Here is a 13934-nt window from a genome sequence, read left to right as displayed (position 1 = left end):
GTGGTCGGTTGCGATCACCGCCAGAGCCGGTGCTCACGCATTGCCGGCGGGCGAAAGCGCCCCGGCCCGTTGCAGCGGCAGCGAAGGTTTCTTCTTTTGCACAACCATAGCGCGAAGGCCCCGCGTCGGGGCACCGCTTCGCGCCGGAGACCCAGACCATGACCGCGACATCCGACTCGCCTCTCTCGAACCCGCAGGCCTTCCTCCTGCGCCTCTACCGCACCGCCGTGCAGCGGGCCCAGCCCCTGCACAGCATGGCCGCGCATCTGCCGCCGGTGCCCAAGGGCCGCACGGTGGTGCTGGGCGCGGGCAAGGCCGGCGGCTCCATGGCGCAGGCGCTGGAGGCGCTGTGGCCGCTGGAGGCGCCGCTGTCGGGCCTGGTGGTCACGCGCTACGGCCATGTGCCGCCGCGCCCCGAAGGCCTGCCGCGGCGGCTGGACGTGGTGGAGGCCGCGCACCCCGTGCCCGACGCGGCCGGGCTGGCGGCAGCCGAGCGCATCCTGGCGCTCACGCAGGGCCTCACCGAGGACGACCTCGTGCTCTGCCTGATCTCGGGCGGCGGCTCCGCCTTGCTCACGCTGCCGGCCGAAGGCCTCACGCTGGAGGAGAAGCAGCGCATCAACCGCGCGCTGCTGGAAAGCGGCGCGGCCATCGGCGAGATGAACTGCGTGCGCAAACACCTCTCGCGCATCAAGGGCGGGCGCCTGGCTGCCGCCTGCGCGCCAGCGCGCGTGGTCACGCTCACCATCAGCGACGTACCGGGCGACGACCCCTCGGTGATCGCCAGCGGCCCCACGGTGCCCGACGCGACCACCTGCGCCGATGCGCTCGCCATCCTCGACCGCTACCGCATCGAGGTGCCCGCCGCCGTGCGCGCGGCGCTCCAGGCGGGCGAACTCGAAACGCCCAAGCCCGGCGACGCCTGCTTCGACGGCCACGCCGTGCACATGATCGCCACGCCCCAGCAGTCGCTCGAAGCCGCGGCCGAGGCGGCGTGCGCGGCGGGCATTGCCGCATACATCCTCTCCGACGAGATCGAGGGCGAATCGCGCGAGGTGGGCAAGGTGCACGCGGCCCTGGCCCGCGCCGTGGCGCGCCACGGCCAGCCGTTCGCGCGGCCGTGCGTGATCCTCTCGGGCGGCGAGACCACCGTCACCATCCGCCAGCGCCCGCCCGGCACCCCGAAGGGGCGGGGCGGGCGCGCGGGCGAGTTCTGCCTGGGCCTGGCCCAGGCGCTGCAAGGCCAGGAGGGCGTGTGGGCCATCGCCGCCGACACCGATGGCATCGACGGCGTGGAGGACAACGCCGGCGCGCGCGTGTCGCCCGACACGCTGGCCCGCGCCGCCGCGCAGGGCCTGCGCATCGGCGGCTACCTGGATCGCAACGACGCCTACGGCTACTTCGAGGCGCTGGGCGACCTCGTCGTCACCGGGCCCACGAACACCAACGTGAACGACTTCCGTGCGCTTCTGATTTTGTAGCTGCTTGCGCTTGCTGAACAAGCGCTAGAGGCCAATTTGGCTTGAAACCGGCGCGCCCCAGGCGAGCAGACGCCGCGCAAGGGCCGCCCCGCCGCGCTGGCGTCGTCCCCTTCCCGCGCGCAGCGCGAGAGAAGGGGGAAGCCGCGCAGCGGCTCAGGGGGTTGTCACATATCCCCCCACCAGTCCTTGCCGAAGCGCCCCTGCACGAACGCGATGAACGCCTGCACCTTCTGCGGCACCAGGCGCGGCGAGGGATAGACGGCGTGGATCTCCTGCTCCGGCAGGCGGCAGGTCTTGAGCACCTCCACCACGCGCCCGGCCTGTAGCGATTCGTGCGCCACGTAGCGCGGCAGCGCCGCGATGCCCATGTGCGAGCGCGCGGCGGCCAGCAGGGCCGATAGGTTGTTGGAGCGCAGCCGCCCCGTGACGGGCACCGACACCGCCTCGCCGCTCGCGTTGCGCAGGCGCCAGAGGTCGTTGCCCTGCACGCTGCTGTAGATCAGCGTGGCGTGCTCCTTCAGGTCGGACGGGCGGCGCGGCATGCCGTGCTTTTTCAGATAAGTGCGCGAGGCGACGAGCACCCACGGGTTCACGCCCAGCGTGCGCGCGCCCAGGCTGGAATCGGCCAGCTTGCCCAGGCGCAGCGCCACGTCAATGCCGTTGGCGACCAAGTCGGTGTAGCGGTCCTCGAAGCTCAAGTCCACCTGCACCTGTGGGTTGTGCTGCATGAATTCCAGCGCCAGCGGGATGACCACGCGCCGCCCGAAGGCGACGGAGCTGCCGATGCGCAACTGCCCCTGCACGTGGGTCTGCCGCACCTGGACGACGCTGTCGGCCTCGGCCACGTCGGCGGCGATGGACTTGCAGCGCTCGTAGTAGAGCGCGCCCGCCTCGGTGGGGCTAACGCCGCGCGTGTTGCGGTTGAGCAGGCGCACCTTCAGGCGCGATTCCAGCGCGGCGACCTGCTTGGTCACCGTGGGCTGCGTGGTGGCGAATTCGTGCGCCACCTTGGTGAAGCTGCCCGTCTCCACCACGCGCACGAACATCAGCATCGCATCCAGCCTGTCCATCGTTCCGTCTCCCGTTCATTCCTGGTTGGAATAAATTTTATGGTCAGTGCGGGCGTTCCTGAAACGGCGCAGCCTGCCTAGAGTCGGCTCCAGTTCAAAGGAGACCCTCATGGCGAAAATGAAAGCGATAGAAGCCGCGGTGTGCGTGCTGGAAAAAGAAGGCGTCACGGTCGCGTTCGGCGTGCCCGGCGCGGCCATCAACCCGCTCTATGCGGCGATGAAGGCGCATGGCGGCATCGGCCACATCCTGGCGCGGCACGTGGAGGGCGCGAGCCACATGGCCGAGGGCTACACGCGCGCCGTGGCCGGCAACATAGGGGTGTGCATCGGCACCAGCGGCCCGGCGGGCACCGACATGATCACGGGCCTGTATTCGGCCAGCGCGGATTCCATCCCCATCCTGTGCATCACCGGCCAGGCGCCGCGCGCGCGGCTGCACAAGGAGGACTTCCAGGCGGTGGACATCGCCACGATCGCCAAGAGCGTGACCAAGTGGGCCACCACGGTGCTGGAGCCCGCGCAGGTGCCGCGCGCCTTCCAGCAGGCGTTCCACCTGATGCGCTCGGGCCGCCCCGGCCCGGTGCTGATCGACCTGCCCATCGACGTGCAACTCGCCGAGATCGAGTTCGACCCCGACACCTACGAGCCGCTGCCCGCCTACAAGCCCGCCGCTACGCGCGCGCAGGTCGAGAAGGCGCTGGCGATGCTGAACGAGGCCGAGCGCCCGCTGATCGTCGCGGGCGGCGGCATCATCAATGCGGATGCGAGCGCCGAGCTGGTCGAATTCGCCGAAGCCACCGGCGTGCCCGTGATCCCCACGCTGATGGGCTGGGGCACCATTCCCGACGACCACCCGCAGATGGCCGGCATGTGCGGCCTGCAGACCAGCCACCGCTACGGCAACGCCACCCTGCTGGCCAGCGACTTCGTGCTGGGCATCGGCAACCGCTGGGCCAACCGGCACACGGGCTTGGTCGACGTCTACACCAAGGGCCGCAAGTTCGTGCACGTGGATATCGAGCCCACGCAGATCGGCCGCGTGTTCGCGCCGGATTACGGCATCGTCTCCGACGCGGGCGCGGCGCTCAGGCTGTTCATCGAAGTCGCCCGCGAATGGCGCGCGGCGGGCAGGCTGCGCGACCGCAGCGCCTGGCTGCTCGAATGCCAGCAGCGCAAGCGCAGCGTGGAGTACCTGCGCAAGACGAATTTCGACGACGTGCCCATGAAGCCGCAGCGCGTGTACCAGTGCATGAACCGCAGCCTGGACAAGGACACCTGCTACGTCTCCACCATCGGCCTGTCGCAGATCGCGGGCGCGCAGTTCCTGCACGTGTACAAGCCGCGCCACTGGATCAACTGCGGCCAGGCCGGCCCGCTGGGCTGGACGGTGCCCGCCGCCCTGGGCGTGCGCGTGGCCGACCCGGCGCGGCGCATCGTGGCGCTGTCGGGCGACTACGACTTCCAGTTCATGATCGAGGAGCTGGCCGTGGGCGCGCAGTTCAAGCTGCCCTACATCCACGTGCTGGTCAACAACAGCTACCTGGGCCTGATCCGCCAGGCGCAGCGCGCCTTCAGCATCGACTACTGCGTGCAGCTCGCGTTCGACAACATCAACATGGACGAGGGCGAGGCATCGCGCGGCTACGGCGTCGACCACGTGAAGGTGGTCGAGGGCCTGGGCTGCAAGGCCATCCGCGTGCACCGGCCCGAGGAGTTCGCGCCCGCCATGCAGCAGGCCGAGCGCTGGATGGCCGAGCACCGCACGCCCGTGGTCGTCGAGGTGATCCTGGAGCGCGTGACCAACATCGCCATGGGCGCCGAGATCGACAACATCGGCGAGTTCGAGGCGCTCGCCGCCGAGCCCGCCGACGTGCCCAGCGCGCTCGCCCTTCTGGATTGAAACCGGAGACCGCATCCATGCCCCGCTTTGCCGCCAACCTGACCATGCTGTTCACCGAGGTGCCCTTCCTCGACCGCTTCGAGCGCGCCGCGCGCGCCGGATTCGAGGCCGTGGAATTCCTCTTCCCTACGCCCACCCCGCGCGGGAGATCCGCGACCGCCTCGACGCCACGGGCCTCCAGCTCGTGCTGCACAACCTGCCCGCGGGCGACTGGGACGCGGGCGAGCGCGGCATCGCCTGCCACCCAGATCGCGTGGAAGAGTTCCGCGATGGCGTCGCGCGCGCCATCGACTACTCACAGGCGCTGGGCGTTGCGCAGCTCAACTGCCTCGCGGGCAAGGCGCCCGCGGGCGTGAATGCCGCCACGCTGCGCCGTACTTTCGTGGAGAACCTGCGCTACGCCGCCGCGCAACTCGGCACGGCCGGGCTGCGCCTGCTGATCGAGCCCATCAACCCGTTCGACATTCCCGGATTCGTACTGAACCGCACGGACGAGGCCATCGCCATCCTGGACGAAGTGGGCGCGCCCAACGCCTTCGTGCAGTACGACATCTACCACGCCCAGCGCACCGAGGGCGAACTGGCCGCCACGCTGCAGAAGCACCTGCCGCGCATCGGCCACGTGCAACTGGCCGACAACCCCGGCCGCAACGAACCCGGCACGGGCGAGATCAACTACCCATACCTGTTCGCGCACCTCGACCGCATCGGCTACCAGGGCTGGGTGGGCTGCGAATACAAGCCCGCGCAGAGCACCGAGGCGGGCCTGGACTGGCTCAAGAATCATTGAAAGGAAGAACCATGAACGCAACCCCTCTCAAGCTCGGCTTCATCGGCCTGGGCATCATGGGCGCGCCCATGTGCGGCCACCTGATCGCCGCAGGCCACCAGCTCTTCGTGCACACGCGCGGCAAGGTCGCGCCCGCCATTGCCGAGAGCAGCGCCACGCAATGCACCACGGCGCGTGGCGTGGCCGAGCGGGCCGACATCGTCTTTTTGATGCTGCCCGACACGCCCGACGTGGAAAGGGTGCTGTTCGGCGAGGGTGGCGTGGCCGAGGGTTTGAAGAACGGCGGCGGCAAGGTGGTGGTGGACATGAGCTCCATCTCGCCCGTCGCCACCAAGGACTTCGCGCGCCGCATCGAGGCGCTGGGTGCCCGGTACCTCGACGCGCCCGTCTCGGGCGGCGAGGTAGGCGCGAAGAACGCCACGCTGTCCATCATGGTCGGTGGCCCCGATGCGGTGTTCGAGCGCGTCAGGCCCTTGTTCGAGAAGATGGGCAAGAACATCACCCTGGTCGGCGGCAACGGTGATGGCCAGACCGCCAAGGTGGCCAACCAGATCATCGTGGCGCTGAACATCGAGGCCGTCGCCGAGGCGCTGCTGTTCGCCTCCCGCGCGGGCGCCGATCCGGCGCGGGTGCGCGAGGCGCTGCTGGGCGGCTTCGCCTCGTCGAAGATCCTGGAGGTGCATGCCGAGCGCATGATCAAGCGCACGTTCGACCCGGGTTTCCGCATCGCCCTGCACCAGAAGGACCTGAACCTGGCCCTGTCCGCCGCGAAGGATCTGGGTGTGGCCCTGCCCAACACGGCCTGCGCGCAGCAACTCTTCAGCGCCTGCGTGGCGCACGGCGGCGCGGGCTGGGACCACTCCGGCATGGTGCGCGCGCTGGAGACGATGGCGAATTTCGAGGTGGGCCAGAAGGTTCAAGACTGATCGGGGTACAGCGCTTTTCTGGCAAGCGCTGGATGCTCATCTTTCAATAGCATGAGGCTGTCCGGTAGGCACTGGGCGTCATGCCCATCGCCTTCTTGAACTGCCGGGAAAACTGCACGGGGTCGCCGAATCCGCAGGCAAAGGCAATCTCCTGCAGCGGGCGTCCGTCCTTCGCGGCCAGCAGTGCGCAGGCGCGTTCGAGCCGGCAGCGCAGCACGTACTGGTAGGGCGACAGGCCGGTCTCGCGCTTGAAGCAGCGGCAGAAGTGGTATTCGCTCAAGCCCGCTTGCCGCGCGAGGTCGGCCAGGCCGATGGCCTCGCCCAGGTGCGCGCCGATGTAGTCATGGACGCGGCGCAGCCGGCCCTGGCCCATGGCGGACTTCTCCCATGCGGGCCGCGCTCCCCTGGCGAAGCCGGTCAGCAGGTGCGCCGCCAGCGTGCGTGCGAAGGTGTCAGCGAACAGCGGCCCATGGGGGTTGCCCTGGCGCAGTTCGGCGTGCACCAGCTCGGCCGCGTGCAGCACGAATGCATTGGGCGTGTCGGCATGGTGCGGCGGCACGTCCACGCGGGCGATGCCCAGCTCCTGCGCCACCGATTCCACCAGCGCTGGCCGCAGCGTCATCAGGTGCAGGCTGCCCAACTCGCCGTCGTACTGCACACGGTGGGCACAGCCGCTGGGCACGTAGGCCGCGGCGCCGCGCGGCTGCACCTCGCGGCGGGGCCGGCCGTCGATCACCCGCCGGGCCGTGGACAGCGGGTTGAGCTTGACCATGAGGTAGTGCTCCTGCATCACGTGCTCCACCGTGTCCAGCGTCTGCTGGCGGCGGTGCTCGAAATAGAGCGCGTTCCAGCCAAGGCCCGTGCTGCTCAGCGCCGCGTCGTCCCGCAGCACGCGGGCGCGGCTGCCGCCATCCCTGAAATCGAGTCGCACGGCGTCGGTGTTCATCCAGTCTTCCTTCATGGCGCAACAAAGCGCGGGCCGCAGCAGGATTCGGCTAGCGCCATTGGCACCGCCGCACCTATGCTGGGTGCATTCACTGACGGAGTATCACGCCATGCACATTTCCAACCTGCCTTTCTGCACCGTGGACTGGGCCGCCGTGGAGCCGACCGAGCACCCCGGCGAGCACGGCACGGCGACGTGGCGCACGCGCCAGTTCGGCCCCATCCGCGTGCGCATGGTGGAGTACAGCCCCGGCTACCTGGCCGACCACTGGTGCACCAAGGGCCACGTGCTGCTGTGCCTGGAGGGCGCGCTGGACACCGAGCTGGCCGACGGCCGGCGCTTCACGCTCACGCCCGGCGTGTCCTACCAGGTGGCCGACGGCGCGGAGCCGCACCGGTCCTCGACGCAGGCGGGGGCCAGGCTGTTCATCGTGGACTGAAGCAGGCACGCGTGGAGATCAGTAGCGCAGCGCCTCCACCACCCGCGCGAACGCGGGCGAGGGCTGGCGGCGGCTGGGGTAGTAGAGGTGGTAGCCCGCGAACGGCGGGCACCAGTCCTGCAGCACGCGCACGAGGCGCCCGGCCTCGACGTGCGGCATCACCTCGTCCTCGGGCAGCAGCGCGATGCCCAGACCCGTCAGCGCCGCGTCCACCTGCGGCTGCGTGGTGTTGAAGACCAGTTGCCCGTCCACGCGCACGTTCAGCTTGCGGCCCCGGCGCGCGAAGTCCCACACGTACAGCCCGCCCGAGGTGGGCATGCGCTGGTTGATGCAGTTGTGCGCGGTCAGCGCCTGCGGCGTCTTCGGCGCCGCGTGCGTGGCGAAGTAGGCGGGCGAGGCCACCACCGCCAGGCACAGCGGCGGCCCGATGGGGATGGCGATCATGTCCTTGTCCACGATGCTGCCGAAGCGCACGCCCGCATCGAACCGGTCGGCCACGATGTCGCGCAGGCCGTAGTTCACGTCGAACTCCAGCGACACGTCCGGGTACTCGCGCAGCAGCGGCGCGAGCTTCGGTAAAAGCACGCTGTACAGCACGAAGTCGCCGCAGGTGATGCGCACCGTGCCCGCGGGCTTGTCACGCAGTTCGGAGAGCGCATCCAGCTCGGCCTCGATCTCGTCGAAGCGGTGGCCGATGGCCTGCATCAGCCGCTCGCCCGCCGGCGTGGGCGCCACGCTGCGCGTGGTGCGCGTGAGCAGGCGGATGCGCAGCCGCTCCTCCAGCCCGCGCACGGTTTGGCTCAGCGCCGACTGCGTGACGCCCAGCAGCGCGGCGGCGCGGGTGAAGCTGCCTTCGCGCGCGACGGTAACGAAGGCGAGCAGGTCGTTGAGGTTGCGGCGCATGGGGGGATTCTGGCGGGTGGATTGATTAGTGGCTCTTATAAGCGCATTCAGCATTGATGAGCTAGTCGCGCGTTCCAGCGGCCGGCACACTCTCTGCCCATGCCCCTCTTTCCCCGCGGCAACGCCCTGGCCGCCGGCAGTGCATCCGCGCAGGAGCCTTTCATGCAGATCCGCCTGACCGTCGATGGCCGCAGCGCCACCGCCACGCTGTACGACAACGCCACCGCGCGCGATTTCGCGGCGCTGCTGCCGCTCACGCTGACGATGGAGGACTACGCCGCCATCGAGCGCGTGGCCACGCTGCCGCGCAAGCTCTCCACGCAGGGCGCGCCCGAAGGCATGGCGCCCGTGGCGGGCGAACTGACGCATTACGCGCCCTGGGGCAACCTGGCGATCTTCATCGAGGGGCGCTCGTATGCGCGCGGCCTGCTGCCGCTGGGCAAGGTGGATGAGGGCTTGCCCGTCCTGGCGCGGCCAGGGCCGTACCCGTTGCGCATCGAAGCCGTGCTCCCGAAAAAGTAGCTGCTTGCGCTTTATGGATGGGCATTTCAATATGAAAACCATGTGAAACCCTTGAATATCAAGCGCAAGCAGCTATCAAAACAGATGAATCCGAAAGAACGCCTGCCATGAACCCAACCCTCGAAGACACCCGCCGCCGCCATCTGCTGAAGATGGCCGGCACCGGCATCGCCGCCCTGGGCGCCGCCACGGGCTGCGCCGTTTCGCAGCCGCTGGGCGGCGCGTGGGACAAGACCTTCGCCCCAAGCGACAAGGTCGATCACCGCAAGGTCCGCTTCAAGAACCGCTACGGCATCACGCTGGCGGGAGACCTGTACGTGCCGAAGCACGCCAGCGGCAGGCTTGCGGCCATCGCCGTGAGCGGCCCGTTCGGCGCGGTGAAGGAGCAGTCGTCGGGCCTCTATGCGCAGACGCTGGCCGAGCGCGGTTTCGTCACGCTGGCCTTCGATCCGTCGTACACCGGCGAGAGCGGCGGCGCGCCGCGCAACGTCGCATCGCCTGACATCAGCGTGGAGGATTTCAGCGCGGCGGTGGACTGCCTGGGGCTGCTGCCCGAGGTGGACCGCGAGCGCATCGGCGTCCTGGGCATCTGCGGCTGGGGCGGCATGGCGCTGAGCGCGGCGGCCGTGGACAAGCGCATCAAGGCCGTCGCCGCTAGCACCATGTACGACATGACGCGCGTGATGTCCCAGGGCTACGACGACAGCATGGCGCCCGCGCAGCGCGCGCAGACGCTGGAGCAGTTGAGCCGCCAGCGCTGGAAGGACGCGGAGGCCGGCAAGCCCGCCTACCAGCCGCCCTACAACGAACTGAAGGGAGGCGAAGCGCCGTTCCTCGTCGAGTACGCCGACTACTACCGCACGCCGCGCGGCTACCACCCGCGCGCGGTCAACTCCGGCAACGCATGGACCGTGACCACGCCGCTGCCGTTCATGAACCTGCCCATCCTCACCCACATCCGGGAGATCGCGCCGCGCCCGATCCTGCTGGTGCATGGCGAGAAGGCCCACTCGCGCTACTTCAGCGAGACCGCCTACGCGGCAGCGGCCGAGCCGAAGGAACTGGTGATCGTGCCGGGCGCCGTCCACGTGGACCTGTACGACCGCATGGACAAGATTCCCTTCGACAGGCTGGCGGCGTTCTTCCGCCAGCACCTCGCGCCAGCGTGATGGCGGCTGCCGAACCGCGCGCCCATTGGAGCGGCGTGCTGGCGATGACGCTGTGCGTGTTCACGCTGATCGCGTCCGAATTCATGCCCGTGAGCCTGCTCACGCCGATGGCGGCCGACCTGCGCGTGACCGAGGGCATGGCGGGGCAGGGCATCGCCATCTCCGGCGCGTTCGCCGTGGCCGCCAGCCTGTGCATCGCGCAGATCGCGGGCCGCATGGACCGGAAAACGCTGCTGCTGGCGCTGACGGCGGCGATGGGCCTGTCGGGTGCGGTCATCGCGCTGGCGCCCGGCTACGCCGTCTACATGCTGGGCCGCGCGCTGATCGGCGTGGTGGTGGGCGGCTTCTGGTCGCTCTCCGCCGCCACGGCCATGCGGCTGGTGCCCGCCGCCCAGGTGCCGCGCGCGCTGGCCGTCTTCAATGGCGGCAACGCGCTGGCGACGGTGATCGCCGCGCCGCTGGGGGCATGGCTCGGCGCGGTCATCGGCTGGCGCGGCGCGTTCTTCTGCCTGGTGCCGGTGGCGCTCGCCGCCTTCGTATGGCAGTGGATCAGCCTGCCGCGCATGCCCGCAGGGCCGGGCGCGGCGGGCGCGGGCCACGTGTTCAGGCTGCTGCGCCGCCGCGTGGTGGCGCTGGGCATGCTGGGCGTGGGCGTGTTCTTCATGGGCCAGTTCACGCTGTTCACCTACGTGCGGCCGTTCCTGGAGACGGTGACGCGCGTGGAGGTGTCCACCGTCACGCTGGTGCTGCTGGTGATCGGCGTGGCGGGGTTCGCCGGCACCGCGCTGGTCGGTGCGGTGCTCCAGCGCGGCTTCTATGCCACGCTGGCCGCCATTCCGCTGTTGATGGCCGCGATCGCCGGAGCGCTGATGGCCTGGGGCGGCTGGACGGCGGCGGTCGTCGTGCTGCTGGGCATATGGGGCTTGGTCGCCACGGCCGCGCCCGTGGGCTGGTGGGCCTGGGTGCCGCGCACTTTTCCGCACGATGCGGAAGCGGGTGGCGGGCTGATGGTGGCGATGATCCAGCTGTCCATCGCGCTGGGCTCCACCGTGGGCGGGCTGCTGTTCGACCACGGCGGCTACCGGAGCACGTTCGCCGCCAGCGCGGGGCTGCTGCTGGTGTCGGCTGCGCTGATCGTTCTCACATCGCGTGCCGAGGCGCAGGCGGCATAGGGCCGCCGCCCGCAGCGCCCTGGGTTCAGGCGCCGGACCCGGGCGCTTCCCGCGCGGAGGGTGGCCGGCGTTCCAGCGCCAGCATCACCAGGCCGCCGGCCAGCAGCACGCCCACGCCGGCCAGCGCGCCGGTCTTCACATAGACCAGCGACGACCACAGCATGTACCCGCACACGCCGGCGAATGCCAGCGGCAGCAGCGGGTACAGTGGCACCTTGAACGGCCGGGGCGTTTCGGGTTGCCTGCGGCGCAGCACGATCAGCGCCAGCGTGCTCAGCAGGAAGAAGCTCCAGAACACCGGCGCGGTGTAGTCCACCATGGCCTCGAAGCCGCCGCGCAGCGCGCCGCCCAGCGCCACCAGCGCCAGCGCGAAACCCGACTGCAGCAGCAGAGCCAGCGTGGGCACGCCGCGTTGCGGGTGCCAGCGGCCCAGCGCGCGCAGCTGCGGCCAGTCGCGCCCGACGGCGAAGTTGGTGCGCGCGCCGACGATCATGGTGGCGTTGATCGAGGTCAGCGCCGCGACGGCCACCATGGCGGCGATCAGCGTCTCGCCGCCGCGCCCGAAGGCCACGCGCAGCAGGTCGGCCGCCACGGCTTCGCTCCGGGCCATGCCCTGGAGCCCCAGGCCGTGCACGTAGGCCAGGTTCACCGCCACGTACAGCGCGGTGATGCAGCCTATGCTGATGACCAGCGCGTGCAGAATGCGCCGGCGCGGGCCGCGCAGCTCGGCGCTGAGGTAGGCGGCCTCGTTCCAGCCACCGTAGGTCAGCAGCACGAACACCATTGCCAGCCCCAGCATGCCCGGGCTGGGCATGCCGCCGGTGGCCGGCGCCGCTTGCACCGGCGGCAGCGGCGCGGCGGGCGTGCCGCCCAGCCACAGCCACAGTCCGGCGGCCACCACCAGCACCAAGCCCAGCACCTCGGCCAGCGTCAGCCAGCTCTGCGTGCCGGCGCTGGCGTGGATGCCGCGCACGTTCAGCCAGGTGAGCGCGGCGACGGCCAGGGCCGCCCACAGCGTGCTGCCCTGCGCACCCAGCGGCAGCACGGCGCTCATGTAGTCGCCGAAGACGAAGCCCAGCAGCGCGATGGAGCCGGTGGTGATGACGGAAAAGCGCGCCCACGCGAACAGGAACGACACCCGCCGTCCGTAGGCCAGGCGCAGGAAGTGGTAGTCGCCGCCCGCGTGCGGCCAGGCGGCCGCCAGCTCGGCGTAGCACAGCGCGCCGATGAGCGAGACCACGCCGCCCAGCACCCAGGCCGCGATCATCCATTCGGCGGAGCCGGTGAACTGCGCCACCAGCGAGGGCGACTTGAAGATCCCGGCGCCGACGACGATGCCGACGATGATGGCCACCGCCTCGCGCAGGCGCAGCGTCTGCGCGGGCTGCGCCTGCGCGGCGCCGCTCATTCGGTGCCCAGCGGCTCGGCCTCGCTCTCGGGCGCAGGGGCGGCGCCGTCGAACGGCGGCGCGGCGCCGGTGCGGCGCGCGCTGAAGGGCGCCCGCGCGCCGCCGACCGAGAAGTCGTAGACCGACCCCGTGATGGCGTCGCCCGCGAGCTGGCCGCTGAAGCGCCGCAGGTGCCCCAGTGCGTCGGTGAAGCCGAAGCTCACCTGCGTGCCGGCCACGCGCGCCTCGCGCAGCTGCGCCTCGAAGTCGGGGAAGCGCGCGCTGCCCTCCAGCATCTGGAAGCTCTGCCGCAGCGACACCGGCACGCTGACCGTCTGGCCGCCCTGCGGGAAGCTCAGCGTCCAGTCGCCCCCGGCGTTGGCCGGCACCAGCCACAGGTGCACCGAGGCGTTGCCGATGCGCGCCGTCTCGTCGGGCCGCCAGCGGCCCATGCGGAATTCGTGCGAGACGATGCGCGTGCCGGGCTTGAGCGCCAGGATGTGGTGGCGCAGCCGCAGGTTGAGCTGCGGCAGCAGGTACATGGTGATCACGTCGGCGCGGGAGAAGTCGGACTCGAAAATGTCCGCCTTCTCGAAGCGCGCCCGCCCGGCCACGCCGGCCTGCTGCGCGCGGCGGCGCGAGAGCTCGACCAGGTCGGGGTTGTATTCGATGCCCAGGCCCTGCGCCCCTTCGAGCGCGGCGGCGATGACGATCTTGCCGTCGCCCGAGCCGAGGTCGATGACGTAGTCCTTGGGCGTGAGCTGCGCCATGCGCAGCATGCGGCCCACCAGCGCGTCGGGCGAGGGGATCCAGATCACGTCCTTGCCGGACTGGCCGCGCTGCGGCTCGTAGCCCTGCTGCGCGCGGGCCAGGCTGCCCAGCGCCAGCGCGCCGGTGGCGGCCAGCACCTGCCGGCGGTGAAGGAACATCGTCTTCGGGGTCATGGCTGTGCTTCTCCGGTGGAAGGGTGGAAGATGCACGTTGCGCTGGCCGAAGGGCGCTGCGCGCGGGCATGCTTCGAGCCTAACGGCGGCGCAGCCGGTGTGACAAGCCAAGACGCCCATTTCACAGGGGATTCATGGTGAAAATAGCCTATGGCGCTTACCCAGTAAGCGCGAGAAGCTATTTTTATGATAGCGTCGTGCGTGCTTCACCGTGGCGCGGCCATACTGCCGTGTCCGCCGCTTTCCCGGCTTGTCCCGATCCCGTGCAACCCATGAAAGGAACAC

At 70.2% G+C, this 13934-nt stretch carries 12 protein-coding genes and 1 pseudogene; 8 read left to right on the top strand and 5 right to left on the bottom strand.

Annotated features, from left to right (window positions below; genetic code table 11):
- The first annotated feature begins 158 nt into the window (after positions 1-158).
- Positions 159-1481, top strand: a complete 1323-nt coding sequence (locus AAG689_RS12730) for a glycerate kinase (protein ID WP_406622365.1) — start codon at positions 159-161, stop codon at positions 1479-1481.
- A gap of 164 nt (positions 1482-1645) precedes the next feature.
- Here AAG689_RS12730 and AAG689_RS12725 read toward each other — a convergent pair whose 3' ends face one another.
- The gene (locus AAG689_RS12725) at positions 1646-2551 is read right to left on the bottom strand and encodes a LysR family transcriptional regulator (protein ID WP_406622364.1); all 906 of its coding nucleotides are present in this window, start codon (positions 2549-2551) and stop codon (positions 1646-1648) included.
- 109 nt (positions 2552-2660) lie between these two features.
- On the opposite strand from AAG689_RS12725, the gene gcl reads away from it, so the two are divergent.
- The 3 genes and pseudogenes from gcl to glxR all read left to right on the top strand — a co-directional run bounded on the left by gcl (position 2661) and on the right by glxR (position 6167).
- Complete coding sequence (gene gcl, locus AAG689_RS12720) at positions 2661-4451, top strand: glyoxylate carboligase (protein WP_406622363.1); 1791 nt, start codon at positions 2661-2663, stop codon at positions 4449-4451.
- A 17-nt stretch (positions 4452-4468) separates the two neighbouring features.
- Positions 4469-5241: pseudogene (gene hyi, locus AAG689_RS12715) on the top strand (hydroxypyruvate isomerase).
- Between the two features lie 11 nt (positions 5242-5252).
- The gene (gene glxR, locus AAG689_RS12710; protein ID WP_406626253.1) at positions 5253-6167 is read left to right on the top strand and encodes a 2-hydroxy-3-oxopropionate reductase; all 915 of its coding nucleotides are present in this window, start codon (positions 5253-5255) and stop codon (positions 6165-6167) included.
- A gap of 43 nt (positions 6168-6210) precedes the next feature.
- Here glxR and AAG689_RS12705 read toward each other — a convergent pair whose 3' ends face one another.
- Positions 6211-7113 carry a helix-turn-helix domain-containing protein gene (locus AAG689_RS12705; protein ID WP_406626252.1) on the bottom strand — a complete coding sequence of 301 codons (903 nt, stop codon included), beginning with the start codon at positions 7111-7113 and terminating at the stop codon, positions 6211-6213.
- Between the two features lie 109 nt (positions 7114-7222).
- Here AAG689_RS12705 and AAG689_RS12700 point away from each other — a divergent pair, with 109 nt between their 5' ends.
- The gene (locus AAG689_RS12700) at positions 7223-7552 is read left to right on the top strand and encodes a DHCW motif cupin fold protein (protein WP_406626251.1); all 330 of its coding nucleotides are present in this window, start codon (positions 7223-7225) and stop codon (positions 7550-7552) included.
- A gap of 18 nt (positions 7553-7570) precedes the next feature.
- Here the strand turns inward: AAG689_RS12700 and AAG689_RS12695 are convergent, their stop codons facing one another.
- Positions 7571-8455, bottom strand: coding sequence for a LysR family transcriptional regulator (locus tag AAG689_RS12695; RefSeq protein ID WP_406626250.1), 885 nt, complete (start codon positions 8453-8455; stop codon positions 7571-7573).
- Between the two features lie 99 nt (positions 8456-8554).
- Between AAG689_RS12695 and AAG689_RS12690 the strand changes: the two genes are divergently transcribed.
- The 3 genes from AAG689_RS12690 to AAG689_RS12680 all read left to right on the top strand — a co-directional run bounded on the left by AAG689_RS12690 (position 8555) and on the right by AAG689_RS12680 (position 11318).
- Positions 8555-8977, top strand: a complete 423-nt coding sequence (locus AAG689_RS12690) for a cyclophilin-like fold protein (RefSeq protein WP_406626249.1) — start codon at positions 8555-8557, stop codon at positions 8975-8977.
- Positions 8978-9084: 107 nt separating this feature from the next.
- Positions 9085-10146, top strand: a complete 1062-nt coding sequence (locus AAG689_RS12685) for an alpha/beta hydrolase (protein WP_406626248.1) — start codon at positions 9085-9087, stop codon at positions 10144-10146.
- The gene (locus tag AAG689_RS12680; protein WP_406626247.1) at positions 10146-11318 is read left to right on the top strand and encodes an MFS transporter; all 1173 of its coding nucleotides are present in this window, start codon (positions 10146-10148) and stop codon (positions 11316-11318) included. Before AAG689_RS12685 ends, AAG689_RS12680 begins: the two co-directional genes overlap by 1 nt.
- 25 nt (positions 11319-11343) lie before the next feature.
- Here the strand turns inward: AAG689_RS12680 and AAG689_RS12675 are convergent, their stop codons facing one another.
- Together AAG689_RS12675 and AAG689_RS12670 are read right to left on the bottom strand one after the other, a co-directional pair.
- On the bottom strand, positions 11344-12726 hold the full coding sequence (locus AAG689_RS12675) for an APC family permease (protein ID WP_406626246.1): 1383 nt from the start codon (positions 12724-12726) through the stop codon (positions 11344-11346).
- A complete protein-coding gene (locus AAG689_RS12670; RefSeq protein WP_406626245.1) occupies positions 12723-13649 on the bottom strand; it encodes a methyltransferase domain-containing protein in 927 nt (308 codons plus the stop codon). The genes AAG689_RS12675 and AAG689_RS12670 overlap by 4 nt, the downstream gene beginning before the upstream one ends.
- Positions 13650-13934 lie beyond the last annotated feature (285 nt).

The sequence above is a fragment of the Acidovorax sp. SDU_ACID1 genome (assembly GCF_045291395.1).
In the GTDB taxonomy this organism is placed as follows: Bacteria; Pseudomonadota; Gammaproteobacteria; order Burkholderiales; family Burkholderiaceae_C; genus MR-S7.
The sequence above is the reverse complement of the archived record's forward strand: the minus strand, read 5'-3'. Positions and strand labels throughout refer to the sequence as shown.

Bases quoted from the DNA above. Each gene is read 5' to 3' on its own strand.
- AAG689_RS12730 (WP_406622365.1), top strand. From the start codon at position 159: ATGACCGCGACATCCGACTCGCCTCTCTCGAACCCGCAGGCCTTCCTC.
- gcl (WP_406622363.1), top strand. From the start codon at position 2,661: ATGGCGAAAATGAAAGCGATAGAAGCCGCGGTGTGCGTGCTGGAAAAA.
- AAG689_RS12670 (WP_406626245.1), bottom strand. From the start codon at position 13,649: ATGACCCCGAAGACGATGTTCCTTCACCGCCGGCAGGTGCTGGCCGCC.
- AAG689_RS12675 (WP_406626246.1), bottom strand. From the start codon at position 12,726: ATGAGCGGCGCCGCGCAGGCGCAGCCCGCGCAGACGCTGCGCCTGCGC.
- glxR (WP_406626253.1), top strand. From the start codon at position 5,253: ATGAACGCAACCCCTCTCAAGCTCGGCTTCATCGGCCTGGGCATCATG.
- AAG689_RS12690 (WP_406626249.1), top strand. From the start codon at position 8,555: ATGCCCCTCTTTCCCCGCGGCAACGCCCTGGCCGCCGGCAGTGCATCC.
- AAG689_RS12700 (WP_406626251.1), top strand. From the start codon at position 7,223: ATGCACATTTCCAACCTGCCTTTCTGCACCGTGGACTGGGCCGCCGTG.
- AAG689_RS12725 (WP_406622364.1), bottom strand. From the start codon at position 2,551: ATGGACAGGCTGGATGCGATGCTGATGTTCGTGCGCGTGGTGGAGACG.
- AAG689_RS12685 (WP_406626248.1), top strand. From the start codon at position 9,085: ATGAACCCAACCCTCGAAGACACCCGCCGCCGCCATCTGCTGAAGATG.
- AAG689_RS12705 (WP_406626252.1), bottom strand. From the start codon at position 7,113: ATGAACACCGACGCCGTGCGACTCGATTTCAGGGATGGCGGCAGCCGC.
- AAG689_RS12695 (WP_406626250.1), bottom strand. From the start codon at position 8,455: ATGCGCCGCAACCTCAACGACCTGCTCGCCTTCGTTACCGTCGCGCGC.
- AAG689_RS12680 (WP_406626247.1), top strand. From the start codon at position 10,146: ATGGCGGCTGCCGAACCGCGCGCCCATTGGAGCGGCGTGCTGGCGATG.